Origin of the sequence: Sphingomonas sp. SORGH_AS_0950 (genome assembly GCF_030818415.1) — a bacterium.
Taxonomy (GTDB): domain Bacteria; phylum Pseudomonadota; class Alphaproteobacteria; order Sphingomonadales; family Sphingomonadaceae; genus Sphingomonas.
This window is the reverse complement of sequence record NZ_JAUTAE010000001.1, coordinates 2,467,178-2,490,992: the sequence shown is the minus strand read 5'-3', so window position 1 is coordinate 2,490,992 and position 23,815 is coordinate 2,467,178. Positions and strand designations below refer to the sequence as shown.

General features: G+C 69.6%; 24 protein-coding genes. 10 read left to right on the top strand and 14 right to left on the bottom strand.

Annotated elements, in window-relative coordinates; all coding sequences use genetic code 11:
* Nucleotides 1-24 precede the first annotated feature (24 nt).
* Nucleotides 25-1,230, top strand: a complete 1,206-nt coding sequence (locus QE385_RS10975) for an MFS transporter (protein WP_307101745.1) — start codon at nt 25-27, stop codon at nt 1,228-1,230.
* On the opposite strand, the gene QE385_RS10970 is transcribed toward QE385_RS10975, so the two are convergent.
* From QE385_RS10970 to sucC, 5 genes are all read right to left on the bottom strand, one after another.
* Nucleotides 1,184-2,407: a dipeptidase gene (locus QE385_RS10970; RefSeq protein WP_307101743.1), complete on the bottom strand. Its 1,224-nt coding sequence runs from the start codon at nt 2,405-2,407 to the stop codon at nt 1,184-1,186. The genes QE385_RS10975 and QE385_RS10970 overlap by 47 nt on opposite strands.
* Nucleotides 2,401-2,679, bottom strand: coding sequence for an acylphosphatase (locus QE385_RS10965; protein ID WP_307101741.1), 279 nt, complete (start codon nt 2,677-2,679; stop codon nt 2,401-2,403). Before QE385_RS10965 ends, QE385_RS10970 begins: the two co-directional genes overlap by 7 nt.
* Nucleotides 2,680-2,894: 215 nt before the next feature.
* On the bottom strand, nt 2,895-3,824 hold the full coding sequence (locus QE385_RS10960) for an electron transfer flavoprotein subunit alpha/FixB family protein (protein ID WP_307101738.1): 930 nt from the start codon (nt 3,822-3,824) through the stop codon (nt 2,895-2,897).
* Nucleotides 3,821-4,570, bottom strand: a complete 750-nt coding sequence (locus QE385_RS10955; protein ID WP_307101736.1) for an electron transfer flavoprotein subunit beta/FixA family protein — start codon at nt 4,568-4,570, stop codon at nt 3,821-3,823. The genes QE385_RS10960 and QE385_RS10955 overlap by 4 nt, the downstream gene beginning before the upstream one ends.
* Nucleotides 4,571-4,723: 153 nt before the next feature.
* Nucleotides 4,724-5,923 (bottom strand): ADP-forming succinate--CoA ligase subunit beta, encoded by a 1,200-nt coding sequence (gene sucC / locus QE385_RS10950; protein ID WP_307101734.1) that lies wholly within the window; start codon nt 5,921-5,923, stop codon nt 4,724-4,726.
* A gap of 195 nt (nt 5,924-6,118) precedes the next feature.
* On the opposite strand from sucC, the gene QE385_RS10945 reads away from it, so the two are divergent.
* Together QE385_RS10945 and QE385_RS10940 are read left to right on the top strand one after the other, a co-directional pair.
* Complete coding sequence (locus QE385_RS10945; RefSeq protein ID WP_307104686.1) at nt 6,119-6,652, top strand: sterol desaturase family protein; 534 nt, start codon at nt 6,119-6,121, stop codon at nt 6,650-6,652.
* Nucleotides 6,653-6,678: 26 nt separating this feature from the next.
* Nucleotides 6,679-7,011, top strand: coding sequence for a pilus assembly protein PilZ (locus QE385_RS10940; protein WP_307101732.1), 333 nt, complete (start codon nt 6,679-6,681; stop codon nt 7,009-7,011).
* A gap of 193 nt (nt 7,012-7,204) precedes the next feature.
* Here the strand turns inward: QE385_RS10940 and QE385_RS10935 are convergent, their stop codons facing one another.
* Nucleotides 7,205-8,140, bottom strand: coding sequence for a ribose-phosphate pyrophosphokinase (locus tag QE385_RS10935; RefSeq protein WP_307101731.1), 936 nt, complete (start codon nt 8,138-8,140; stop codon nt 7,205-7,207).
* A gap of 98 nt (nt 8,141-8,238) precedes the next feature.
* Here QE385_RS10935 and gltX point away from each other — a divergent pair, with 98 nt between their 5' ends.
* The 4 genes from gltX to QE385_RS10915 all read left to right on the top strand — a co-directional run bounded on the left by gltX (nt 8,239) and on the right by QE385_RS10915 (nt 11,323).
* Nucleotides 8,239-9,564, top strand: coding sequence for a glutamate--tRNA ligase (gltX, locus tag QE385_RS10930; protein WP_307101729.1), 1,326 nt, complete (start codon nt 8,239-8,241; stop codon nt 9,562-9,564).
* 86 nt (nt 9,565-9,650) lie between these two features.
* Nucleotides 9,651-10,547, top strand: coding sequence for a tetratricopeptide repeat protein (locus QE385_RS10925; protein ID WP_307104684.1), 897 nt, complete (start codon nt 9,651-9,653; stop codon nt 10,545-10,547).
* A gap of 6 nt (nt 10,548-10,553) precedes the next feature.
* Entirely contained in the window at nt 10,554-11,159 is a 606-nt protein-coding gene (locus QE385_RS10920; RefSeq protein WP_307101727.1) for an LON peptidase substrate-binding domain-containing protein, read from the top strand.
* Nucleotides 11,156-11,323 (top strand): Trm112 family protein, encoded by a 168-nt coding sequence (locus QE385_RS10915; RefSeq protein WP_307101725.1) that lies wholly within the window; start codon nt 11,156-11,158, stop codon nt 11,321-11,323. The genes QE385_RS10920 and QE385_RS10915 overlap by 4 nt, the downstream gene beginning before the upstream one ends.
* 110 nt (nt 11,324-11,433) lie before the next feature.
* Here QE385_RS10915 and QE385_RS10910 read toward each other — a convergent pair whose 3' ends face one another.
* The 3 genes from QE385_RS10910 to QE385_RS10900 are packed head-to-tail and all read right to left on the bottom strand — an operon-like array spanning nt 11,434 to nt 13,627.
* Nucleotides 11,434-11,997, bottom strand: a complete 564-nt coding sequence (locus QE385_RS10910; RefSeq protein ID WP_307101723.1) for an MAPEG family protein — start codon at nt 11,995-11,997, stop codon at nt 11,434-11,436.
* Nucleotides 11,981-12,394 (bottom strand): VOC family protein, encoded by a 414-nt coding sequence (locus tag QE385_RS10905; protein WP_307101721.1) that lies wholly within the window; start codon nt 12,392-12,394, stop codon nt 11,981-11,983. Before QE385_RS10905 ends, QE385_RS10910 begins: the two co-directional genes overlap by 17 nt.
* 18 nt (nt 12,395-12,412) lie before the next feature.
* Complete coding sequence (locus QE385_RS10900) at nt 12,413-13,627, bottom strand: UbiH/UbiF/VisC/COQ6 family ubiquinone biosynthesis hydroxylase (RefSeq protein ID WP_307101718.1); 1,215 nt, start codon at nt 13,625-13,627, stop codon at nt 12,413-12,415.
* Between the two features lie 125 nt (nt 13,628-13,752).
* Here QE385_RS10900 and QE385_RS10895 point away from each other — a divergent pair, with 125 nt between their 5' ends.
* A complete protein-coding gene (locus tag QE385_RS10895; protein ID WP_307101716.1) occupies nt 13,753-16,068 on the top strand; it encodes a DNA translocase FtsK in 2,316 nt (771 codons plus the stop codon).
* A 297-nt stretch (nt 16,069-16,365) separates the two neighbouring features.
* Here the strand turns inward: QE385_RS10895 and QE385_RS10890 are convergent, their stop codons facing one another.
* The 4 genes from QE385_RS10890 to hemC are packed head-to-tail and all read right to left on the bottom strand — an operon-like array spanning nt 16,366 to nt 19,727.
* Entirely contained in the window at nt 16,366-17,118 is a 753-nt protein-coding gene (locus QE385_RS10890) for a hypothetical protein (RefSeq protein ID WP_307101714.1), read from the bottom strand.
* 56 nt (nt 17,119-17,174) lie between these two features.
* Nucleotides 17,175-18,131: a hypothetical protein gene (locus QE385_RS10885; protein ID WP_307101712.1), complete on the bottom strand. Its 957-nt coding sequence runs from the start codon at nt 18,129-18,131 to the stop codon at nt 17,175-17,177.
* Nucleotides 18,128-18,811, bottom strand: a complete 684-nt coding sequence (locus tag QE385_RS10880) for a uroporphyrinogen-III synthase (RefSeq protein ID WP_307101710.1) — start codon at nt 18,809-18,811, stop codon at nt 18,128-18,130. Before QE385_RS10880 ends, QE385_RS10885 begins: the two co-directional genes overlap by 4 nt.
* Before the next feature lie 4 nt (nt 18,812-18,815).
* A complete protein-coding gene (gene hemC / locus QE385_RS10875) occupies nt 18,816-19,727 on the bottom strand; it encodes a hydroxymethylbilane synthase (protein ID WP_307101708.1) in 912 nt (303 codons plus the stop codon).
* 66 nt (nt 19,728-19,793) lie between these two features.
* Here hemC and tsaD point away from each other — a divergent pair, with 66 nt between their 5' ends.
* Both tsaD and QE385_RS10865 read left to right on the top strand, forming a co-directional pair.
* Nucleotides 19,794-20,819, top strand: a complete 1,026-nt coding sequence (gene tsaD / locus QE385_RS10870; protein WP_307101706.1) for a tRNA (adenosine(37)-N6)-threonylcarbamoyltransferase complex transferase subunit TsaD — start codon at nt 19,794-19,796, stop codon at nt 20,817-20,819.
* Entirely contained in the window at nt 20,816-21,793 is a 978-nt protein-coding gene (locus tag QE385_RS10865) for an NAD(P)H-dependent glycerol-3-phosphate dehydrogenase (RefSeq protein WP_307101703.1), read from the top strand. Before tsaD ends, QE385_RS10865 begins: the two co-directional genes overlap by 4 nt.
* A 154-nt stretch (nt 21,794-21,947) precedes the next feature.
* Here QE385_RS10865 and QE385_RS10860 read toward each other — a convergent pair whose 3' ends face one another.
* Nucleotides 21,948-23,807, bottom strand: coding sequence for an AsmA family protein (locus QE385_RS10860; protein ID WP_307101701.1), 1,860 nt, complete (start codon nt 23,805-23,807; stop codon nt 21,948-21,950).
* Between the last annotated feature and the right edge of the window lie 8 nt (nt 23,808-23,815).

Genomic DNA, 23,815 nt, shown 5'->3' with positions numbered 1-23,815 from the left:
TATAAAAGAGGAAAGGACATCTTCATGGCGCGGACATTTCCCCCCGGCATCGTCCATACCGCGCTGGCGGTGGGCGGCTTTGCGATCGGCACCACCGAATTCGCCGCGATGAGCCTGGAGCCCGATCTGGCGCGCGGGCTGGGCATCGATGCGCCGACCGCGGGCCATGTCATCAGCGCCTATGCGCTGGGCGTGGTGGTGGGCGCGCCGATGCTGGCGGTGCTGTCGGCCCGGCTGGCGCGGCGCACGCTGCTGATCGCGCTGATGCTGATGTTCGCGGTCGGCAACGGCCTGTCCGCGCTGGCGCCCGATTATCACTGGATGCTGTTCTTCCGCTTTCTCAGCGGCCTGCCGCACGGGGCCTATTTCGGGATCGCGGCGCTGGTCGCCGCCTCGCTGGTGCCCGAGGATCGGCGGACGGTCGCGGTCGGGCGGATCATGCTGGGGCTGACGGTGGCGACGGTCATCGGCGTACCATTGGCACAGATGCTGGGGCAGTGGCTCAACTGGCGCTGGGTGTTCGGGGTGGTCGCGGGGCTCGCGCTGCTGACCGCGACCCTTGTCTGGATCGCCGCGCCGCATGACCGGCCGGACGAGGGCGCGACCATCCGGCGCGAGCTGGCGGCGCTGGGTCGCGGGCAGGTCTGGCTGACGCTGGCGATCGGGGCGATCGGCTTTGGTGGCATGTTCGCCGTCTATACCTATCTGGCCGCGACGCTGACCGAGGTGACGGGCACGTCCACCGCGACCATCCCGCTCGTGCTGGCGGTCTTCGGGCTGGGGATGACGATCGGCAATATCGTCGTGCCGCGCTTCGCCGATCGCGCGCTGATGCCGACGGCCGGGGGGCTGCTGCTCTGGTCGGCGGCGATGCTGGCGCTCTATCCGCTGGCGGCGGGGAGCCTGTGGACGATCCTGCCCAATGTCTTTGCCATCGGGCTGGGCGGCGCGCTGGGCACGGTGCTCCAGACGCGGCTGATGGACGTGGCGGGCGAGGGGCAGGGGCTGGCCGCCGCGCTCAACCATTCGGCGTTCAACACCGCCAATGCCATCGGCCCCTGGGCGGGCGGGCTTGCCATCGCGCATGGGCTGGGCTGGACCTCGACCGGCTATGTCGGCTGCGGACTGGCGCTGGGCGGCTTTGCGATCTGGCTGATCGCGATGCGATTCGCCGGAGACACGCTCAACGGGCCAGCGGATCGATCGAATCGTCCGGTGCTGTCGCACTGAGGCCTTTCGCCACCGCCTCGACCCGCGCCATCACGCGCAGGATATTGCCGCTGGTCAACCCCGCGAGATCGGCATCGCTCCAGCCGCGCCGGACCAGCTCGGCCAGCACCAGCGGATAGCCGTCGACGCCGGTCATCCCCTCCGGCCCGGTGCCGTTGATCCCGTCATAATCGCCGCCAAAGCCCACCGCACCGCGCCCTGCGATCCGGGCGATATGCTCGATATGGTCGGCGACCATCGTCGCGGTCACGCGCGGGGCGGGGTTCGCGGCGTCCCAGGCGACCAGCGGCGCTGGGGAGCGCGCGCCATAGACATTGGCGGGCACGCCGACCGATTTCGCGAATGCCGTACGCCGCGCGTCCCAGGCCCGCCAGGCGCTCGACAGAAAGGCGGGATAGCAATTCACCATCACCACCCCGCCGCCCGCGCCGATCCGGCGGAGCAGCGCGTCGGGGATGTTGCGCGGCGCATCCGCCAACGCGCGCGCGTCGGAGTGCGAGGCGATGACCGGCGCCTTGCTGACGTCCAGCACCGCCGCCATCGTCGCGTCCGAGACATGCGCGACATCGACGATCATGCCGATCCGGTTCATCTCGGCCACGACCGCGCGGCCAAAGGCGCTGAGCCCGTTGGCGTGTGGGGCATCGGTCGACGAATCGGCCCAGGCCAGGCTGCGGCCATGGGTCAGCGTCAGATAGGCGACGCCGAGCGCCTTATACTGGCGCAGCACCGCCAGCCGCCCGTCGATCTGATGCCCGCCCTCGACCCCGATCAGCGAGGCGATGCGGCCCGTCTGCGCGATCCGGCGGACGTCCCCGGCGGTGCGCGCCATCGCCATCCGGTTGGGATGCGCGGCGACGAGGCGGTGGACGCGGTCGATCTGTTCCAGCGTCATCTCGACCGCGCGCGGGCCGGTGACGTCGGCGGGAATCCAGACCGACCAGAATTGCCCGCCGACCCCGCCGCGCTTGAGCCGGGGCAGGTCGGTCTGGAGCGGATGGGGCAGCGCGGCGGTGTCGGTCGCGAGCGAGGGCGACTCGGGGGTGACGCCCGTGTCGCGCAACTCCCAGGGTAGGTCGTTATGCCCGTCGACGATCGGCGCGCGGGCGAGTACCGAGTCGACGCGGCGCGTGACGGCGGGATCGGCGGCCTGGGCGAGGAAGAGCGCGATCAGCATGTCGGGCGCTGCTCGAATCGGGTGAGCATGGCATCGACTGGTTGCTCGGTCGTATCGACCTGATCGACCCGCGCGGCGGGCGGTCCCGACCGGGCCTCGGCGATGATTGCCGCGACCTTGTCCTCGGGCCCCTGCACCACCGCTTCGACCGCGCCGTCGTCCCGGTTGCGGACCCAGCCGGTCAGCCCCAGCGCTTCGGCACGGCCGAGGAACCAGTAACGATATCCGACGCCCTGCACGCGTCCGGTGATGCGAAGATGACGGCCGATCATGGCGGCGAGTGTCGCGCGGCCGGAGACGAAAGGGAAGTTCCAAATCCTCCCCTGCAAGGGGAGGGGGACCAGCGAAGCTGGTGGAGGGGTGTCGCACTCTCGTTGGCGCTGACACCCCTCCGTCAGGCCTTCGGCCTGCCACCTCCCCTTGCAGGGGAGGAATGTTGGTTTCCGCGGAGAAGGAACCCTCTCCGCGTCCTCCGCGCGAACTATCCTCAGACCTTGTCGGTCAGTTCCGGGACGACGGTGAACAGATCGCCGACCAGGCCGATGTCCGCCACCTGGAAGATCGGGGCATCCTCGTCCTTGTTGATCGCGACGATGACCTTGGAGTCCTTCATCCCCGCCAGATGCTGGATCGCGCCCGAGATGCCGACCGCGACATAGACTTCGGGCGCGACGATCTTGCCGGTCTGGCCGACCTGATAGTCGTTGGGGGCATAGCCCGCATCGACCGCCGCACGGGATGCACCGACGGCGGCACCCAGCTTGTCGGCGAGCGGGTCGATCAGCGCATGGAACTGCTCCTCCGAACCCAGCGCGCGACCGCCCGAGACGATGACCTTGGCGCTGGTCAGTTCCGGCCGGGCATTCTCGGCCTTCTCCGCGCCGACGAAGCGGGACTTGGCCGCATCGCCCGTGGTCGGGAGGACCTCGATGGTGCCCGAGCCACCCTCGGCCGCCGCCTTTTCAAAGGCGGTGGTGCGGACGGTCAGCACCAGCTTGGCGTCGGTCGTCTTGACGGTCGCAATCGCGTTGCCCGCATAGATCGGCCGGGTGAAGCTGTCCGGACCCTCGACCGACAGGATGTCCGAAATCTGCATCACGTCGATGAGGGCGGCGACGCGCGGCGCGATATTCTTGCCGGTGGTGGTCGAGGGCGCGAGGAAGGCGTCGTGATGGCCCATCAGCTCGGCAATCAGCGGCGCGACATTCTCGGCGAGCGCATTGGCGTACGCCGCGTCGTCGGCGACATGGACCTTGCCGACGCCTGCGATCTTCGCGGCGGCCTGCGCGACGCCGTCCACACCCTGACCGGCGACGATCAGATGCACCTCGCCCAGCTTGGCGGCCGCCGTGACGGTCGCCAGCGTGGCATCCTTGACGGTCCCGCCGTCATGCTCGACCCATACCAGCGTCTTCACTTGGCCACTCCCAGTGCTTTGAGTTTCTCGACCAGCTCGTCGACCGAGCCGACCTTGACGCCCGCCTGGCGCTTGCCGGGTTCGGCGACATGGGTGATCGTCAGCCGGGGTGCGATGTCGACGCCGTAATCGGCCGCCGTCTTGGTCGCCATCGGCTTGGACTTGGCCTTCATGATGTTGGGCAAGCTGGCATAGCGCGGCTCGTTCAGACGCAGGTCAGTCGTCACGATCGCAGGCAGCGTCAGCGCCACCGTCTCCAGACCGCCATCGACCTCGCGGGTCACGTTGGCGCTCTGTCCGTCGATCTCGACCTTGGAGGCAAACGTCCCCTGCGCCCAGCCGAGCAGGCCCGCCAGCATCTGGCCGGTCTGGTTGTTGTCGCCGTCGATCGCCTGCTTGCCCAGGATCACGAGGCCGGGCTGTTCCTCCTCGACCACCTTGGCGAGCAGCTTGGCGACGCCCAGCGGCTCGGGCGCCTGGTCGGCGGTGATGAGGATCGCGCGGTCCGCGCCCATGGCAAGCGCAGTGCGCAGCGTGTCCGCCGCCTTGGGCTCGCCGATCGAGACGACGACCACTTCGGTCGCCGCCCCCTTCTCCTTCAGCCGAATCGCCTCTTCCACCGCGATCTCGTCGAACGGGTTCATCGACATCTTCACGTTCGCCAGATCGACGCCCGTCCCGTCCGCCTTCACCCGCGGCTTCACGTTATAGTCCAACACCCGCTTCACGGGCACGACGATCTTCATCGCGATTCCTTCCCGGCTGGATAGCCCATCATGCCGCCGTCTTTGGCGGGCTTGCGACCGCATCGCAAGAGTTACGCCCGACCAACGAGAAAGGGGCCCGGACGTTTCCGCCCGAGCCCCCCTATATCGGTCCGTCAGGGCCGAAGGTGCGGTTTAGGCGACCTTCTGAACCTCGGCGACGATCTTCTTGGCGGCGTCGCCCAGATCGTTGGCGGGGACGATGGCGAGACCCGAATTGGCGAGGATTTCCTTGCCCTTCTCGACATTCGTACCCTCGAGGCGGACGACCAGCGGAACCTGCAGGTTCACTTCCTTCGCCGCCGCGACGATGCCGTCGGCGATGATGTCGCAACGCATGATGCCGCCGAAGATGTTGACCAGGATGCCCTTCACGGCGGGATCGCTCAGGATGATCTTGAACGCCGCGGTGACCTTCTCCTTGTTCGCGCCGCCGCCGACGTCGAGGAAGTTGGCCGGGAACATGCCGTTCAGCTTGATGATGTCCATCGTCGCCATGGCGAGGCCGGCGCCGTTGACCATGCAGCCGATGTCACCGTCGAGCTTGATGTAGGCCAGGTCGTACTTCGACGCCTCCAGCTCCATCGCGTCTTCTTCGGTGGTGTCGCGCAGTTCCATCAGGTCCTTGTGACGGAACATGGCGTTGCCGTCGAAGCCGACCTTGGCGTCGAGCACCATCAGCTTGCCGTCCTCGGTGACGGCGAGCGGGTTGATCTCGATCTGCTCGGCATCGGTGCCCAGGAACGCGGCGTACAGCTTCGACGCGACGTTCGCGGCCTGCTTGGCGAGGTCGCCGGTCAGTTCCAGCGCGGCGGCGACGGCGCGGCCGTGATGCGGCATGAAGCCGGTCGCGGTGTCGATGTCGATCGAGTGGATCTTCTCGGGCGTGTCATGCGCCACGGTCTCGATGTCCATGCCGCCCTCGGTCGAGGCGACCATCGAGACGCGGCCGGTCGCGCGGTTGACGAGCAGCGCGAGGTAGAATTCCTTGGCGATGTCGACGCCGTCGGTCACGTACAGGCGGTTGACCTGCTTGCCCGCTTCGCCGGTCTGGATGGTGACCAGCGTGTTGCCCAGCATGTCGGTGGCGTGCGCACGGACTTCCTCAGGCATTTTGGCCAGGCGGACACCGCCCTTGGCGTCGGGGCCGAGTTCCTTGAACTTGCCCTTGCCGCGGCCGCCCGCATGGATCTGCGCCTTGACGACGTAGAGCGGTCCGGGGAGCTTGGACGACGCCTCGACGGCCTCCTCGACGGTCATCGCGGCGAAGCCGGCGGGGACGGGCACGCCGAACTTGGCGAGCAATTCCTTGGCCTGATATTCGTGGATGTTCATGCGCTAGCCTTCCGCCTCTCGGGTGGTTCTAGGGAAATTGCTTCGCGCTAAAGCACAGGCCGGGCCACAAATCCACCCCGAAAGCGTTCTATTGCAATTGCATCGCAAGTGCGAAACGCAGTGCGTCATGCCGTTCGATCCGCGCGATGTATGGAAATGCGAGCAAATTCCGTGCGGCTGTTCTATATCGGTCCGATGCACTGGGCTCTCGGCATTCTCCTGTTCCTCGGCACCGTGATCTTCATGGAGGGATTCGCCTATGCGGCGCATCGCTGGATCATGCATGGGCCGGGCTGGTTCCTGCACGAAAGCCATCATCGCCCGCGCACCGGCAACTGGGAGCTGAACGACCTGTACGCGGCGATCTTCGCGGTGCCGTCCTTCGTGATGATCCTGGGCGGCGCGCAGCTGGGCTGGTGGAGCGGCTTCACCTGGATCGGGGCAGGGATCGCGGCCTATGGCGCGATCTATTTCGGGTTCCATGACGTGATCGTGCACAAGCGGCTGCCGACCCGCTATCTGCCCAAGTCCGATTACATGAAGCGGATCATCCAGGCGCACCGGCTGCACCATGTCGTGGAAACCAAGCAGGGCACGGTCAGTTTCGGTTTCCTGGTCGCGCCGCGCCCCGAGGCGTTGAAGGCGGAGTTGAAGCGCCGGGCGCATGCCGGGGTGCGGCGACCGGCCGGTGCGGCGGAAGCCCGGGATGCCGCGTTGACGGAAAAGTAACCTTGTTTGGCCATAGCGGGAGCGTCATGGAAAAACCGGTCTTCACACCGCCCTTCGAGCCCGTCCAAGGCCAGGAACTTCGCCGTTCGCTTCGGCAGGCGGTGCGGATGCGGGCCCATCTGCGCGACAAGGGGCAGACCCGGTTCGAGATCGACGTGGTCGACCTGTCGCAAGAGGGCTTCCGGGCCGAGACCAGCTTCACCCTGTGGCCGGGCACGATCGTCTGGCTGACCCTGCCGGGGCTCGCCCCGCTGGAGGCGGTGATCGCCTGGCGCGACCGGTTCAAATATGGCTGCGCCTTTTCCAAGCCGCTCCACCCGGCGGTGTTCGAGCATATCGTCGCGCTGGGCAATCGCTGACTTTTTCTAGAGCGAGCGCCGTGATCGTCTCACCTAGACCCGACCCTCCCCCATCCCCTCCCGCCTGCGGGAGGGGCGTGCCTGGTTCGACCGGCTTGCGCGTATTCTAAGCCCCTCCTCCCGGTAGGGGGGAGGGGTTTGGGGTGGGGGCCAGCCGCGCACGAAACGCCTACGACTTGCGCCCGTCAAAGACTCAATCGAACAGGCTCGACACGCTGGTCTCGTCCGCGATGCGCTTGATCGCCTCGCCCAGCAGCGGGGCGATGGGCAGGTGCCGGATCTTGGCGGTGGTGCCGATCGACTCGTGGTTGCCGATCGAGTCGGTGATGACCAGCTCGCGCAGTTCCGAACCATCGACCCGCGCCACCGCGCCGCCCGACAGGACGCCGTGGGTGACATAGGCGACGACGTCCTGCGCCCCCGCCTGGCGCAAAGCGGCCGCCGCGTTGCACAGCGTGCCCGCCGAGTCGACGATATCGTCGATCAGGATGCAGAAGCGCCCCTCGACGTCGCCGATGATGTTCATCACCTCCGACTCGCCCGCGCGCTCGCGACGCTTGTCGACGATGGCGAGCGGCGCGTTGTTCAGCCGCTTGGCGAGCTGGCGCGCGCGGACCACGCCGCCGACGTCGGGCGACACGACCATCAGATTGTCGTTCTTGAACCGCGCGAGGATGTCCGCCGACATGACCGGCGCGGCATAGAGATTGTCGGTCGGGATATCGAAGAAGCCCTGGATCTGCCCGGCATGCAGGTCGACCGACAGGACGCGGTCGGCGCCCGCCACGGTGATCAGGTTGGCGACCAGCTTGGCCGAGATCGGCGTGCGGGGCCCGGGCTTCCGATCCTGGCGGGCATAGCCGAAATAGGGGATCACCGCCGTGATACGGCTGGCCGACGCGCGCTTCAGCGCGTCGATCATGATGAGGAGTTCCATGAGGTTGTCGTTGACCGGATAGCCGGTCGACTGGATCACGAACACGTCCTCGCCGCGCACATTCTCCTGGATCTCGACGAAGATCTCCTCGTCGGCGAAGCGGCGTACCAGCGCTTCCGTCAGCGGCACCTCCAGATAGGAGGAGATCGCCTTCGCCAGCGGCAGGTTCGAATTGCCGGTCATCAATTTCATGGTGGTATCCCGTCCCCGCAGACAGCCCGTTACTCGCGGCCCCTTTAATCGCGCTGTCACAATAGCGCAAAGGCGATTCCCGGATTATGGCGCCAGGCATGACCGTGACCCGTTTCGCTCCCTCGCCCACCGGGCGGCTGCATGTCGGCAATATCCGCACCGCGCTGCACAACTGGATGTACGCGCAAAAGGCCGGCGGGCGCTTCCTGCTGCGCATCGACGACACCGATGCCGAGCGGAGCGAGGAACGCTATGTCGATGCGATCCGGGCGGATTTGCAGTGGCTGGGGCTGAACCCCGATGCGGAGGTCCGCCAGTCGCAACGTTTCGCGCTGTACGAGGCGCGCTTCGCCGAGCTGGTCGCGAGCGGCCATGTGTACCCCGCCTATGAAAGCGCGCAGGAACTCGACCTGAAGCGCAAGATTCAGCTCGGGCGCGGCCTGCCCCCGGTGTACGACCGCGCCGCGCTGGCCCTGACCGACGAGGATCGGGCGAAGCTGGAAGGCGAGGGCGTTCGCCCGCACTGGCGGTTCAAGCTCGATCACGGCGCGGCGATCGAATGGGACGATGCGGTGCGCGGGGCCCAGCGTTTCGACCCCGCGACGATGAGCGATCCGGTGATCCGCCGCGCCGACGGCAGCTGGCTCTACATGCTCCCCTCGGTCATCGACGATATCGACATGGGCGTGACCCAGGTGGTGCGCGGCGAGGACCATGTCTCCAACACCGCGCTCCAGATTCAGATGTTCCAGGCGCTGGGGGCCGAATTGCCGCGCTTCGCCCATGCCGCGCTGCTGACCGGCAACGAGGGCAAGCTGTCCAAGCGACTCGGCTCGCTGGGCGTCGATCACTTCCGGGAGATTGGCATCGAGCCGCAGGCGGTGCGCGCGCTCCTCGCACGGATCGGGACCAGCGATCCGGTCGAGCCGGTCGCCGACATGGCCCCGCTGATCGCCGGGTTCGATTTCACGCGCTTCGGCCGCGCGCCCGCGCGCTTCGACGAGGGCGAACTGGCGCAGCTGAATGCGCGTATCCTGCACCAGACGCCTTACGAAGCGGTCGCGAAGCGGCTGCCCACCGGCATGGGCGAGGCGGAATGGGAGGCGGTGCGCCCGAACCTCGCCACCGTCGCCGAGGCGGCGGACTGGTGGCAGGTGATCGAGGGGCCGGTCGATGCGCCGGAGCCCGCCGGGGACGACCGCGCTTATCTGGCGCAGGCGGCGGAGGTCGCCGCGCGGATCGACTGGGCGAACGACCCCTGGCACGCGCTGACCGCCGCGCTGAAGGACGCCACGGGGCGCAAGGGCAAGACGCTGTTCCTGCCGCTGCGCCTGGCGCTGACCGGCCGCGCGCAGGGGCCGGACATGGCCGCGCTCCTGCCGCTGATCGGGCGCGACCGGACGATCGCACGGCTGAACGGCTGATTGCGGCTTCGGCCTTTCATTACCGACCGCCCTCGCCCACATAGGGTGGGCAACACGTAAAGGAGCGTCTTTTGGCCACGTTGGGAATGTCGCCCGCCGAGAAGGAGGCCGTCACCGCCTTCCGCCGCGATGTCGTAGAGCCGTCGATGACCAAGCTGGTCATCCTCGATTTCTGGGCCGAATGGTGCGGGCCGTGCAAGGCGCTGGGCCCGACGCTGGAAAAGGTCGCCGCCGACTATGCCGACAAGGGCGTGGTGCTGGCCAAGATCGACACCGACAAGAACCAGTTCATCGCCAACCAATTCCAGATCCGATCGATCCCCACCGTCTATGCGATGTTCCAGGGGCAGCTGGTCGCCGACCTGACCAGCGCGCGCACCGAAAGCGCGTTGCGCGCGACGCTGGACCAGCTGCTCAAGCAATTGCCGATCCAGTCGGAGGCGGCGGACGCGGCGGCCGAGCTGGAACCGCTGATCGCGATGGGCGAGGAAGTGCTGGAGGCCGGTGACGCCGAGCGCGCGGTGTCGATCTTCCAGCAGCTGCTCGACATGGCGCCCGACCATCCCGCCGTGCTGTCGGGGCATATCCGCGCGCTGCTCGGCGCGGGCCGGGTCGAGGAGGCCGAGGCCGCGACCGAGGCGCTGCCGCAGGAGCTTGCCAAAGACCCCGCCATCCACCGCGCGATGGCTGCGGTCGCGCTGGCGCGTTCGGCCCCACCGGCGGCGGATTATGCCGGTCTGGCGGCCGAGGTCGCGGCTGATCCGGACGATCACGAGAAGCGGTTCGCGCTGGCGAACGCGCAGATGGCGGCGGGCGACCGTGACGGTGCGGCGGACAATCTGCTCCACATCGTTGCCGCCGACCGCAGCTGGAACGAGGATGCCGCGCGGCAGCAGCTGCTCAAGCTGTTCGAGGTGGTCGGCATGACCGACCCCTGGGTGTCGCAGCAGCGGCGGCGGCTGTCCGCCATCCTGTTCGGATAACGCCCCATGGCGCGGCTCTCGATCTTTCCGCTGGCGGGTGCGATCCTCTTTCCGGGGATGCCGCTGCCGCTGCACATCTTCGAGCCGCGCTACCGGGCGCTCGTCTCCGACGCGATGGCGCGCGACCGGCGGATCGGCATGGTCCAGCCCTCGGGCGATGGCGATACGCCCAGCCTCTACCAGATGGGCTGTGTCGGCCGCATCGCCGAGGTCGAGGCGATGGAGGATGGCCGCTACAACCTCGTGCTGGAGGGGGTGTCGCTGTTCCGCATCGTCCGCGAGCTGACGGTGACGACGCCCTTCCGTCAGGTCGAGGCGGAGTTGCTGCCGGTGGTGGACGAGGACCTGTTGTCGCTCGGCCGCCGCGCCTCGCTGGAGCAGGAATCGCGCCGCTTTGCCGAGCTTCAGGGCTATGCGGTCGATTGGGACGCGGTCGGGCGGCTGGATGACGAGAGCCTGGTCAACGGCATCGCGCAGATCGCGCCCTTCGACATCGCCGCCAAGCAGGCGCTGCTCGAGGCGCCCGATCTGGAGCAGCGCGCCGAGCTGATCATCCAGCTGATGCAATTTTTCGGTCGCCATGACGGCGAGGATCGGGTGACGCTGCAATGAGCCTGGACCCCTGGCTGCTCGAACGGCTGGTCTGCCCGGTGACGCGGACGCCGCTGCGCTATGACGAAGTCGCCCAGGAACTGGTGTCGGAGGCGGCGGGGCTGGCCTATCCGATCCGCGACGGCGTGCCGGTGATGCTGGTCGAGGAAGCGCGGGAACTCTGATCCCCACCTCCGTTCGCACTGAGCGAAGTCGAAGTGCACGTTCCGCGCTCATTGCGAAGGTTTCCCTTAGCCTTCGACTTCGCTCAGGCTGAACGGAGGGTGGGGGGTGGTCAGATCAGCCTGCCCACCAACGCCACCAGCACGATAACCAGCGCCGCCACGCTCGAATAGAAAGTGAGCGCAAATCCAAACGCCCGCGCCGTCGCACCCCGCGCGTAATTCGCCCAGAACAGCGTCCGTCCCACCGAGAACAACGCCGCCAGCATCGGCACCATCGCCCCCGACCCCTCCACCACCCAGGCGAGCGCCAGATAGGCGGGGATCGCCAGCACCACCTGTTCCAGCGTGTTGCGCAGCACCGCATTGGCCACCGCTACTCGCGGCGAATCGGGACTGCCGCTCGCCGCGCTGTCGATATCGGCGGGCGAGTCGAAGCGCAGCGCCGCGACATGGCCGATCGCCGCCGCCAGCCACAGTGCCGCGACCGTCGAAGCCGCCACCGCGCGCAGCACCCGGTCGGTCGCGGACAGGGGATGGGCCAGGCTCCAACTGACCAGCAAGGTCAGCAGCACGACCGCCAGCGCGGCGGCCATGCCACGGGCTACGCCGGTCTGGCGGCGGTCGCGGATCGGTTGGCGGTCGGGTCGGGTGGGATAATCAGGCCCAGGGATCATAGCTGCCGAAACTCCAGACATGGCCTTCCGGGTCCCGCACGGCATAGCCGCGCCCGCCATGGGGCTTGTCCTCGGGCCCGGCGATGATCGTCGCACCCGCGGCGCGTGCCTGGTCGGCATGGGCATCGACATCGGCGACGACCAGATACAGGTCCATCGTCACCCCGCCCGCCTGGGTCGGTGTCTTCGATCCCGCCACGGCGGCATGGGGCGTGAACAGCGCGCTCGACACCATCACCATGCGGTCCTGCCACACCAGTTGGGCATGATGGATGATCGTCGGATCGTCGGGATCGGCAAAGACCGCCTGCCGCACGAAGCCGAAGGCGGTGCAGAGAAATTCGATGGCGCGCGGGGCATCCTCGTACCGGAGGCAGGGAATGATCTCGTGCCGCATCGAATCGTCCCTGATCGGTTACACCATCACGCCCTGCAACAGCCGGGGCAGCTGCCCGGTCTCGCCACGCGCCTCGGCCATGAAGCGGTTCTTGAGCGGCGGGATATGGTTGATCGCGGTGATGCCCAGCCGCCGGACCGCGCTGGCGGTTTTGCCGGGCACGCCGAAGATGCGGTTGAAGCTGTCGGTCGCCACCGAGACCATCAGCGTGTCGAGCCCGCGCCACTGCTGGTAACGCTGGAGCAGCGCGGCATCGCCCAGATCCATGCCGGTCCGCTTGCCCTCGACCAGCACCTCGACCAGCGCGGCGACGTCGCGATAGCCGAGGTTCACGCCCTGCCCCGCAATCGGGTGGATGCCATGCGCCGAGTCGCCGACCAGCACCAGCCGCTCGCCCGTCATCGTCGCGGCGCGGTGGAAGCCCAGCGGATAGGCCGAACGCGGGGACGCATGGCTGAGCTTGCCCAGGAATCCGCCCATGCTCTTCTCTGCCTCGGCCAGAAAGGCGCGGTCGGACAGTTTCAGCATCGCGTCGCCGTCGCGCCCCGGCACCGACCAGACGATCGCCGAGCGATGCCCGATCTCGTCATCGGGCAGGGGCAGCAGCGCGAACGGGCCGCTGGGATAGAAGATTTCGAACGCGATATTCTCGTGCGCCACCTCATGGTGGAAGGCGCTGATGATCGCCTTATGGTCATAGGACCAGCGCGCGACCTTGATCCCCGCCGCCTCGCGCGTCGGCGACTGGCGACCCTCGGCGGCGACCAGCAGCGGTGCGCGGACCGTGGTGCCGTCGCTGAGAATCGCGGTGACGCCCGCCGGGCCACGCTCGACCGACACCGCGCGGGTCTGCATCCGCAGGTCGACCCGTTCGGCTTCGTTGGCGGCCTCGTGGATCGCGCGGCGCAGCAGCTTGTTCTCGAACATCGTGCCCAGCGCGCCGTCATCGGCATCGGGGATGAAATCGAGCGCGCCCGGCTCCAGCCCGTCGCTGACCCGGATGTGCCGGATCTCGCAACCCTTGCCCGCCAGCTTCGCGCCGATCCCGATCGCATCGAGCATCCGCCAGCTGGCCGAGGCGACCGCCGAGGCGCGCCCGTCGAAACCGGGGGCCAGCACGACCGCCGGATCGGCCGGATCGACGATGATCGAAGACAGGCCATGCGCGGCCAGACCGACACCCAGAGTCGCGCCGACCAGGCCGCCGCCGAGGATGATGACGTCGCTATCCATGCGCATGCTCCTAGACCTTCATGCGGCGGCAAACAATGTGCAGACCGTCCCGCGCCTTGACGTAGGAACCGTCAGGGGCGATGAATTTTCCCGCATTTTCGGACATTCCTGAAGGATTACATCCCATGGCCAGCCGCGCGCAGCCGGTTTTATGGCGCGAGACGGTGAAGGCGGGCGCGGTGCGCAGCGGCGCGCTGGTCGCCGCGATCGCGCTGTTCGCCGTCACGCTGATGCTGGTGCTGGCGCTGGCCAGCTACCGCGCCAGCGATCCCGCGCTCAACACCGCGTCGGGCGCGGCCCCCGCCAACTGGATGGGGCTGCCCGGCGCGTGGATCGCCGATATCGCGCTGACCCTGTTCGGGCCCGCCGTCGCCCTGATCCTGCCGGTCGGGCCGATCGTCGCGACCCGGCTGTGGCGCGACCGCCCGGCGGGGCGCTGGGTGCGGATGCTGCGCCAGGCGGTGATCGGCACCGCGATGATGGCGTGCGCGCTGTCCTTCGTCTCCGATTCGGCGGTGCTGGCGCTGCCCGCCGGATGGGGCGGGGTGATCGGCCTGTCGGTGGCGAACCTGGTGCGCTGGGCACTGGCGTTCAGCGGACAGGCGGCGGTCGTCACCTGGGGATCGGCGGCGATCGGGCTGGCGCTGGGCGTCGGCGGCGCGCTGATCTGGGGACGCAGCCTGGAACTCGACATCGCCGAGCGCGGGCTGGCGCGCCTGCGCCGCCGTCGCGCCTTGAGCGAGGATGGCGAGGGCGTGGCCTGGGACGATGAGGATGCGGCGCTCTATGACGACGAGGAGGACGAAGAGGAGCCGCTGACCCTGGCGCGCAAGGCGGTGCCGGTGCGCGAGGATCGTCCCGCCCCCGTCATCGCCGACCGGCAGGTCGCGCCTGCGCCCGCACGGCCCAAGGCGGCGGCGGATCGCGACGCGCCCTATCAGCTGCCTGGCCTGGACCTGCTGACCCCCGCGCCGCCCTCTCCGGCGGGGACGATCGACAAGGCGGCGCTGGAGCGCAACGCGCGGTTGCTGGAAAACGTCCTCGACGATTTCCGCGTCCAGGGCTCGATCGTCGAGGTCCGCCCCGGCCCGGTCGTCACCATGTACGAACTGGAGCCCGCGCCCGGCATCAAGGCCAATCGCGTCATCGCGCTGGCCGACGATATCGCGCGCAACATGTCGGCCATCTCGGCGCGCGTCGCGGTGATTCCGGGGCGCAACGTCATCGGCATCGAACTGCCCAACGCCAAGCGCGAGATGGTGTCGCTGCATGAACTGGTCGCGTCTCAGAGCTTTGCCGACCAGGCGGCACAGCTGCCGATCATCCTGGGCAAGAATATCGCGGGCGATTCGGTCGTCGCCGACCTTGCCCCCATGCCGCACCTGCTGGTCGCGGGTACGACGGGTTCGGGTAAGTCGGTCGGCCTCAACGGCATGATCCTGTCGCTGCTCTATCGCCTGACGCCCGAGCAGTGCCGGATGATCATGATCGATCCCAAGATGCTCGAACTGTCGATGTATGACGACATTCCGCATCTGCTGTCGCCGGTCGTCACCGATCCGGCCAAGGCGGTCCGCGCGCTGAAATGGGCGGTCGAGACGATGGAGGACCGCTATCGGCAAATGTCCTCGGTCGGCGTGCGCAGCCTGGCCAGCTTCAACGACAAGGTGCGCGCGGCCAAGGCCAAGGGCCAGCCGCTGGGGCGCAAGGTCCAGACCGGCTATCACCCCGAGACCGGCCAGCCGGTCTATGAGGAGGAAAAGCTCGAATATGAACCGCTGCCGCAGATCGTGGTGATCGTCGACGAGCTGGCCGATCTGATGATGACGGCGGGCAAGGAAGTCGAATTCCTGATCCAGCGGCTGGCGCAAAAGGCGCGCGCGGCGGGTATCCACCTGATCATGGCGACGCAGCGGCCGTCGGTGGACGTCATCACCGGCGTCATCAAGGCGAACCTGCCGACCCGGATCAGCTTCCACGTCACCTCCAAGATCGACTCGCGCACCATCCTGGGCGAGCAGGGCGCCGAGCAGCTGCTGGGCCGCGGCGACATGCTCTACATGCCGGGCGGCAAAGGCATCGTGCGCGTCCACGGCCCCTTCGTCTCGGACGACGAGGTGCACCGGGTCGCGGACCATTGGCGCGCACAGGGCCAGCCCGACTATATCTCCTCGGTCACCGAGGAACCGGCGGAGAGCTTCGCGCTGGATGGCGCACCCACGGGCGAGGATTCGGCCGAGGACCAGCAATATCGCGCCGCGATCCAGCTGGTGTGCGAGAGCCAGAAGGCCTCGACCTCCTGGCTCCAGCGGCAGTTGCGCATCGGCTACAACTCGGCGGCGCGGCTGATCGAGCGGATGGAGACCGACGGCATCGTCGGCCGACCGGACCATGTCGGTCGCCGCGAAGTGCTGCGCGATACCGAGGGGCATCCGATCTAGGGGCGGATCACCATTCAGCGATGCCTTCCCTCGCCCCCCGCAGGGGGGAGAGGGTTGCGCAGACTTGGTCTTTGCGAGAGCAAAGGCCTAGTCGGAGCTGGGTGAGGGGTGGGCGCTCGCGAAGCGAGCGCGCGAGCCCTTGGGCTCGCTCAACCCCTCACCCAAGCTGCGCTAGCCAGCAGGCTGGCAAGCTTCGCTACCCCTCTCCCCTGTCCAGGGGAGAGGGAAGAAGAAGCCATCCTGAATGTCGATCCGCCCTGGGGGACGGGGCCGTTCGGGCCGGACGGAAGGATGCGCTTACGGCGCGACCGGCTTCAAGGTCGCCGAATCGATATGCCAGCGCAGTTGGTCCGCGCTCGCGCCCGGCACGTCGTTGACCCGTCGCACGACATATTGCCCCGCGAAACGCTGTTGCCGCCCATCGGTCAGCTGCGCATCGACGGTGACGGGAATGGTCGCATAGACCGATCCCGCCGCCCCTTCGCTGGGCGGCACCTGCCCGATCGTCACGCTGGTCGCGCGGGTCCGGGCGAAGCCCTTCTGGAAATCGGCGAAGCGCTGGCCCGGACGGCCATCGGGGCCCCATTGGGTCCAGGCGGTGGCATAGTCGTGCGCGTTGATCGCCGCATAATAGCGTCGCACGACCGCCGCTGCCGCCGCGTCGCTCTTGGGGGCGACCGAACAGCCCGTCGTGGTCGCGGCATCGTCGCCCAGCAGCGCACAGCTGCGGGCGATCTCGTCCTCGATCATCGCGCAGCTATTCGCCACGTTGCAAGGCGGATGGGTGGCAGGGCTGACCGAGGTGCAGATCCTCACCAGCCGGTCGGCGGCGGCGCGACCCCGCTCGGCCGAGCAGGCCAGGATCCGGTCGGGCTCGGCGGCGGTCTTGATCGGGGCGGGCAGGGTGCGGGGCGTGCCCGCCGGGCTGGCGGTCGGCGCGGGGGCCTGGGTCGCGGCGCTGTTGCGCAGGCTCCCCGCCTCACCGCCATCACCGCACCCCGCCAGCGGCAGGGCGATGCCAAGGGCGATCCAATAGGGGGAGCGGATCATCGCATATCTCCGGAGGGTGGACCCGGACCAACGCGTCGGCCGCGATCGGGCTCCGTTCAGATGGACGGCGTGGTCGGCGCAGAGGTGGTCGGCGGGGGCGTGGTGTCCTCGGCGACGGGCGGGGGATTGCCCGTCGCGGTCGCCGGGCCGGGCACCGTCACCGGGCTGGTGATGATCGGCGACGGCGTGGCGATCGAGGCGACCAGCGCGGCATTCTCGATCAGGTCGAGCGCATGGCGGGCCAGCACATAGCGCCGCGCGGCGCGCTGCCAGGTCTGGGCGGTGGCGGCGCCGGGCAGCCGGGTCACCTCGGCCCGCGCGGCCTCGACCTGTCCGCCGTCGAGCAGCCGCTGCGCGCGCGCCAGCCGCTCGGTGGGATTGGTCGAGGGTGCCGTCGCCTCGCGAATCACGATCAGCCGACCCAGCTCCTGCCGAAGCCCTTCCCACCAGCCATTGCTGGTGTTGACGATCAGGTCGGGCCCCAGCGTGTCCAGCCCCTGGCGCAGCGTCTCCAGCGTCACCGGCTGGTGCGAGGCCATGATGAGCGCGGACACGGCGCGCGGCTCGCTGCCCCCGAAGCGGATGCGGAGCTGTTCCTCCAGATAGCCCAGCGGCTGCCCCCGATCGATCGCGCGCCGTGCGGCGGCGGCGACCAGGATCGATTCGGCGCGGGCGGCCTGGGTGCCCGCCGCCGTCGAGTCGGTCGCGATTGCGGCGGCGCGCGCTTCCAGCGTGGCGAGTTGCGCGGCCAGCGCGGCTTCTCGGGTGGCGAGTGCGACCGGATCGGCGGCGGCATGCGCCGCATCGGTGGCGGCGGTATCGGTCGCGGTGCCGGACTTGGCAGCGGTGGCGTGCGGCGCGGTGGCGGTGCTGCCGCCGAACCAGCTCAGGTGGCGCATAGCATAGGCCATGAGCAGCAACCCGGCGGCAAAGGCGAGCAGGACCAGCGCGATGGTCGCGCCCGTACGGGGCCCGCGCGACGGCGGTCGGTCGGAAGGCGCGAATTCGTTCATGCCCCGCTTATCCCCGTGGCGGCGGTCCGGGTCAACGCCCGCGCGGCGGCGACCATCGCGGCGTCGCGCGGGGCGGCGGCGATCCGGCTGGCCGCCCAGCCCTCGCCCGCCGCCGCCGCCGTCTTCGCGCTGATCGCGACGATCGCCACCGCCGCGCGCGAAACCCCCGCGTCGTCGACCAGCATGGCCAGCCGCGCCGCCGCGCGCGCCGAATGGAGCAGCACGACCGTCCCCGCCAGCGCGCGGACCGCGTCCCGGTCGACCGCCACCGGCTCGGCGGCATAGACGGTGCGGACCATCGCCCCCGTCTCCACCCGGTCGCGCCCCGCCAGATGGAGCAGCCGGGTCAGCCCCGCCGCGCGCGCCTGTTCGACCACGGCGGCGGCATCGCGCTCGCCGGTCAGTGCCACCGTCAGGCCCGCCGCGCGCGCCGCCTCGGCGGTGGCGGGGCCGACCGCGACGACGGGCTTGTCGCTGAACGCGGCCAGACCCGGCCCGGCCAGCCGCACCGCCTGCGCGCTGGTGAAGAGCAGCGCCCCCACATCCTCCGGCGCGGGCGGCGTCCAGGCGATCGCCTGCGCCGCGAAGAAGGGGAGCGCGCGCGCCGCCAGCCCCTGGGCGCGCAGTTCGGCGATCGTCGCGGCATTGCCGGGCTCCGGCCGGACCACGACGACCGTCATCGCCTCAGCCGCCCGCGAACAAGCGGCGCACCACGGGCGGCGCGCGGTCGAGCAGATCGGTCGCCAGCCGCGCGCCCAGCGCCTCGTCCAGCCCGCCCTCGACCCAGCCGCTCACCCGCGCCGAGCCGTCCTCGGCCAGCAGTTCGGCGCGCAGGGTCAGCATTTCCCCCGACAGCGAGGCGAGCGCCGCGACCGGGCTGTGGCAATCCGCCTGAAGCGCGGCGAGCAGCGCACGTTCGGCCATGACGCAGGCATGGGTTTCGGCATGGTCGATCGACCCGATCAACATGGTGGCAGCGGCATCGTCGGCGCGCGTCTCGATCCCGACCGCGCCTTGCGAGGGGGCGGGGAGCATCTGGTCGGTCGGCACGGCATGGCCGACATCGCGCCCCAGCCGGTCGAGCCCGGCGGCGGCGAGCAGGGTGGCGTCCATCTCGCCGCTGGCCACCTTGGCAAGCCGCGTATCGACATTGCCGCGCAGCAGGGTGATGGTCAGGTCGGGCCGGTGCGACAACAGCTGGGCGCGGCGGCGCGGGCTGCTGGTGCCGATGACCGCGCCGGGACGCAGGCCCGCGATCGTCTCCGCGCCGATCAGCCGGTCGCGGACATCCGCGCGCGGCAGCATCGCGGCGATGTGCAGCCAGTCGGGGCGGACCGTCTCGACATCCTTCATCGAATGGACCGAGGCATCGATCTCGCCGTCGAACAGGGCGCGGTCGAGTTCCTTGGTCCACAGCGCCTTGCCCCCGATCTCGGCCAGCGCGCGGTCCTGCACCCGGTCGCCGGTGGTCTTGATCGGCACGATCTCGACCGCGTCTTCGTCCCACCCTTGCGCCTCCGCCAGCGCGGCGCGCACCATCTGCGCCTGGGTGAGGGCCAGCGGCGAACCGCGCGTACCGAGCCGAAAACGAACCATGGTCCGGCCTTTGCCGCAATACGCCCCCCTTCGACAATAAGGATGCGAGGGGGTATGGGGTGGGCCATGCTGATCCTGGGACTGGAATCCTCGTGCGACGAGACGGCCGCCGCACTCGTCACCGATGACGGGCGCGTGCTGGCGCATCGTCTGCTGGGGCAGGAGGCGGCGCATGCCCCGTTCGGCGGCGTCGTCCCCGAAATCGCCGCGCGCGCGCATGTCGAGGCGATGGAGCCGCTGGTCGCCGCCGCCTTCGCCGATGCGGGCGTGACCCTGGCCGATGTCGACGCCATCGCCGCGACCGCCGGGCCCGGGCTGATCGGCGGGGTGATGGTCGGCCTCGTCACCGGCAAGGCGCTGGCGCATGCGGCGGGCAAGCCGCTGATCGCGGTCAACCATCTGGAGGGGCACGCCCTGTCGCCGCGCCTGTCCGACCGCGAGCTGGCCTATCCTTATCTGTTGCTGCTGGTGTCGGGCGGGCATTGCCAGCTGCTGCTGGTCGAGGGCGTCGGGCGCTATCGCCGGATGGCGACGACGATCGACGACGCGGCGGGCGAGGCGTTCGACAAGACCGCCAAGCTGCTCGGTCTCGGCTATCCCGGCGGTCCGCGCGTCGAGGCGGCGGCGCGTGAGGGCGATCCTTATGCGGTGCCGCTGCCCCGCCCGCTGAAGGGCGCGGCCGAGCCGCATTTCTCCTTTGCGGGCCTCAAGAGCGCGGTCGCGCGCGCGGTCGGGCATCACCGGCCGGAGGATATCGCCGCATCCTTCCAGCAGGCGGTGGTCGATTGCCTGCTCGACCGCACCCGCCGCGCGCTGGCCGAAGTGCCCCCCGTCACCGCGCTGGTCGTGGCGGGCGGGGTCGCGGCGAACGGGGTGATCCGGGGTGCGCTCGAGTCGCTCGCCGCCGAGCATGGCCTGCGCTTCGTCGCGCCGCCGCTCTGGCTGTGCACCGACAATGCCGCGATGATCGCCTGGGCGGGGGTCGAGCGGTTCCGCGAAGGGTTGACCGATCCGCTCGACACGCCGGCGCGGGCGCGCTGGCCGCTCGATCCGGCGGCCGAGGCGGTGCGCGGCGCGGGGGTGAAGGCATGAGGATCGGGGTGATCGGGGCGGGGGCCTGGGGCACCGCGCTGGCGCAGGTCGCCGCCTATGGCGACCGGCCGGTGCGGATCTGGGCGCGCGACCCGGCGGTGGCCGAGGCGATCAACACCACCCATGCCAATCCGCTCTATCTGCCGAACATCGCCTTGGCGCCGAGCATTGAGGCGGTCAGCGATCCGGCGGCCATGGCCGATATGGATGCGCTGCTCGTCGTCACGCCCGCCCAGGCGGTGGGCGCGGTGCTGGCGACGATGCCGGTCGGCGCGACGCCGCTGGTCCTGTGCTCCAAGGGGATCGAGGCGGGGACGCGGCGGCTGGTCGGCGAGGTCGCGCGTGCCCTCCATCCCGACGCGCCGATCGCGGTGCTGTCGGGGCCGACCTTCGCGCATGAGGTGGCGGCGGGGCTGCCGACCGCGGTGACGCTGGCCTGCGAAGAGCCCGCGCTGCGCGAACGCCTGTCCGCGCGCATCGCCGCGCCGCATTTCCGACCCTATGCCACCGACGACGTGACGGGGGCGGAGATTGGCGGCGCGATCAAGAACGTCCTCGCCATCGGCTGCGGCGTGGTGGAGGGCGCGGGGCTGGGCCAGAATGCGCGCGCCGCACTGATCGCGCGCGGCTTTGCCGAGATGACGCGGTTCGGGCTGGCGCGCGGCGGTCGTGCCGAGACGCTGGCCGGGCTGTCGGGCCTGGGCGATCTGGTGCTGACCTGTTCGTCGACCGCGTCGCGCAATTTCTCGCTGGGGGTCGGGCTGGGGCAGGGGCGCTCGGCGGCGGAGCTGCTGGCCGACCGGCGGACCGTGGCGGAAGGCGCCTTCACCGCCCCCGTACTGCGCCAGGCGGCGATGGAGGCGGGAGTCGACATGCCGGTCTGCGCGGCGGTGTGCCGGTTGCTGGAGGGGGCAGGCGTCGGCGAGGTGATCGGGGCATTGCTGGCCAGGCCATTGAAGGCGGAAGGGGCCTGAGCCCCCTCTCCTGATTCCCGCGCTCCGTTCAGCCTGAGCGCAGTCGAAGGCCAAGGGATTTCGATGGCCCAACTTCCCTCTTGGCGAATGGTGCAGCGTGGCCTTCGACTGCGCTCAGGCTGAACGGAGTGCGGGAGGAGCTGGGGAGGCGAAATTACCGCAAAACCTGCCGCGCCAGCGCCCCGCATGCCGCATTCTGTGCCTTGGGCCCCGAATCGCCGGTGATCGCGCGGCCGATCGATTTGAAGATGTTGCCGACCGACTTCACCTCCTTCGGGATGACGAGGTCGGGTTTCTCCAGCGTCCCCGTCACCGTCGCGGCGCCCGCCAGGCGCAGCACCCCGCCCTGTTTGGGCGCGCCGGTCAGCCGCAGCGCCAGCCGCTCGTTGGGGAAGGTGACGGTGCCCGTCCCGTCCAGCCGGCTACGCGAGGTGTCGACGATCAGCGGGTCGGCGCGGCCGGTGCCGTTCCGCATGTCCACCCCGACGATCAGGCAGCGCAGATTGGCCCGTTCCGAGGAACCCGCCATCAGCGCCGCTCCGGCATCGAACCCCAGCGCCGCCGCATAGCGATCGGGCAGCGAGCCGTTCGCCACCACCAGCCCGATCCGCCCGTTCGATCGGCCGATGGCGGCCCGCACCGTCTCGCCCGCACCCGCCAGTTTCGCCCGCGCCGCGACCTGTCCGGTGATCTCGGTCTGGCCCGACAGCGACAGGACGCTCGCCCCGCTCAGCCGCAGGTCCAGCGTCAGTTGCGGCACCTTGCGCCCGCCGCGCTGGTCGATCACCGCGCGGCCGGTCACCACCCCTTGGCGCAAAGTCATGCGAATCCGGTCGATCGTCAGCCGCTGATGGTCCATCGCCATCCGCCCGGTGAATTCGGTGATCGGCGAGGCTCCCTTGGCGCTGACCACCCGGCCGACGCGAAAGGCGATGGTGCCGTCGGTCGTGTCGATCTTGCCGATGTCGATCCGGGTGTTGGGCACCAGGCGCGGCCCGATCCGCCGTTCGAGCGCGGCGGCCTCGGCCAGCCCCTCGGGCGAGGACAGGTCATCGAAATCCAGCTGCCGCGCGGTGACGTCGCCGTCCAGTATGGTACGCCCCTGCCGCTTGTCGACGGTCAGCCGGCCGCTCAGGTCGGAGCGTCCGATCCGCCCCTTGAGGTCGGTGATCGTCCAGCGCGGGCGTTGATGCTCGACATGCGCGGCCAGTTCGACGGCGCCGGTCTGGAACAGCCCCGCCTCGATCACCGCGTCGATCCGCTTCAGGTCGTCGGCCCTGGCCGTCAGGTCGAGCGTCATCGCATCGGTATCGAGCGGCCGCGTCATCGTGCCGGTCGCCTTCATCGACAATTGGGCGCCGCTGATCGTCGCCTGGAAGGGCCAGCGCCCCGGCTTCACCGCCGCGCCGGTAAAGGCGATGCGGACCGGCGCGCCGCGCACCGTGCCGTCGCCCTCGGCCCGCACGCCCTTGTCGGGATCGGCGGCGATGCGCAGCGTGGCGGTCCGGTCCTGCTTGGCGTCGCGGTATCCGACCACGCCGTCGGTGATGGTCAGCCCCTGGAGATCGGTGGAGCTGCCCCCCTCCTCGGGCTCGCCGGGGCGCGACCAGTTGGTCCGGCCCTGCTTGTCGCGAACCAGCGCCAGCCGCAGGCCCGAGACGCGGATATCCTCAGGCACGAAACGGCCTGTCAGCAGCGGCCAGACCGAGAAACGGATCTCGGCGCGTGACAGGCGGACGAAATCGCCACGGCCCGCCCAGTCGGCCTGCGGGATGCGCAGATCCTCGACCGCGATGACGGGGTGAAAGCCGATCGCGTCGACCCGGTGGACCGAACCGATCGTCACCGGCCGCCCGAATCGCTCGGTCGCCTCGCGCGTCACCGCCCCGCGCAGCACGCCCCAGGGAAAGACCGCCAGGACCAGCACCAGCACCAGCGGCAGCGCGACCAGCACCCCCACCGCGATCCTCACCCAGCGCCGCCGCCCCTCCGGGCGATTCTTCACCTGAATCATGACGACGG

Coding starts and splice junctions, on each gene's coding strand:
- QE385_RS10975 (WP_307101745.1), top strand. CDS start 25: ATGGCGCGGACATTTCCCCCCGGCATCGTCCATACCGCGCTGGCGGTG.
- QE385_RS10970 (WP_307101743.1), bottom strand. CDS start 2,407: ATGCTGATCGCGCTCTTCCTCGCCCAGGCCGCCGATCCCGCCGTCACG.
- QE385_RS10965 (WP_307101741.1), bottom strand. CDS start 2,679: ATGATCGGCCGTCATCTTCGCATCACCGGACGCGTGCAGGGCGTCGGA.
- QE385_RS10955 (WP_307101736.1), bottom strand. CDS start 4,570: ATGAAGATCGTCGTGCCCGTGAAGCGGGTGTTGGACTATAACGTGAAG.
- sucC (WP_307101734.1), bottom strand. CDS start 5,923: ATGAACATCCACGAATATCAGGCCAAGGAATTGCTCGCCAAGTTCGGC.
- QE385_RS10945 (WP_307104686.1), top strand. CDS start 6,119: ATGCACTGGGCTCTCGGCATTCTCCTGTTCCTCGGCACCGTGATCTTC.
- QE385_RS10940 (WP_307101732.1), top strand. CDS start 6,679: ATGGAAAAACCGGTCTTCACACCGCCCTTCGAGCCCGTCCAAGGCCAG.
- QE385_RS10935 (WP_307101731.1), bottom strand. CDS start 8,140: ATGAAATTGATGACCGGCAATTCGAACCTGCCGCTGGCGAAGGCGATC.
- gltX (WP_307101729.1), top strand. CDS start 8,239: ATGACCGTGACCCGTTTCGCTCCCTCGCCCACCGGGCGGCTGCATGTC.
- QE385_RS10925 (WP_307104684.1), top strand. CDS start 9,651: ATGTCGCCCGCCGAGAAGGAGGCCGTCACCGCCTTCCGCCGCGATGTC.
- QE385_RS10920 (WP_307101727.1), top strand. CDS start 10,554: ATGGCGCGGCTCTCGATCTTTCCGCTGGCGGGTGCGATCCTCTTTCCG.
- QE385_RS10915 (WP_307101725.1), top strand. CDS start 11,156: ATGAGCCTGGACCCCTGGCTGCTCGAACGGCTGGTCTGCCCGGTGACG.
- QE385_RS10910 (WP_307101723.1), bottom strand. CDS start 11,997: ATGATCCCTGGGCCTGATTATCCCACCCGACCCGACCGCCAACCGATC.
- QE385_RS10905 (WP_307101721.1), bottom strand. CDS start 12,394: ATGCGGCACGAGATCATTCCCTGCCTCCGGTACGAGGATGCCCCGCGC.
- QE385_RS10900 (WP_307101718.1), bottom strand. CDS start 13,627: ATGGATAGCGACGTCATCATCCTCGGCGGCGGCCTGGTCGGCGCGACT.
- QE385_RS10895 (WP_307101716.1), top strand. CDS start 13,753: ATGGCCAGCCGCGCGCAGCCGGTTTTATGGCGCGAGACGGTGAAGGCG.
- QE385_RS10890 (WP_307101714.1), bottom strand. CDS start 17,118: ATGATCCGCTCCCCCTATTGGATCGCCCTTGGCATCGCCCTGCCGCTG.
- QE385_RS10885 (WP_307101712.1), bottom strand. CDS start 18,131: ATGAACGAATTCGCGCCTTCCGACCGACCGCCGTCGCGCGGGCCCCGT.
- QE385_RS10880 (WP_307101710.1), bottom strand. CDS start 18,811: ATGACGGTCGTCGTGGTCCGGCCGGAGCCCGGCAATGCCGCGACGATC.
- hemC (WP_307101708.1), bottom strand. CDS start 19,727: ATGGTTCGTTTTCGGCTCGGTACGCGCGGTTCGCCGCTGGCCCTCACC.
- tsaD (WP_307101706.1), top strand. CDS start 19,794: ATGCTGATCCTGGGACTGGAATCCTCGTGCGACGAGACGGCCGCCGCA.
- QE385_RS10865 (WP_307101703.1), top strand. CDS start 20,816: ATGAGGATCGGGGTGATCGGGGCGGGGGCCTGGGGCACCGCGCTGGCG.
- QE385_RS10860 (WP_307101701.1), bottom strand. CDS start 23,807: ATGATTCAGGTGAAGAATCGCCCGGAGGGGCGGCGGCGCTGGGTGAGG.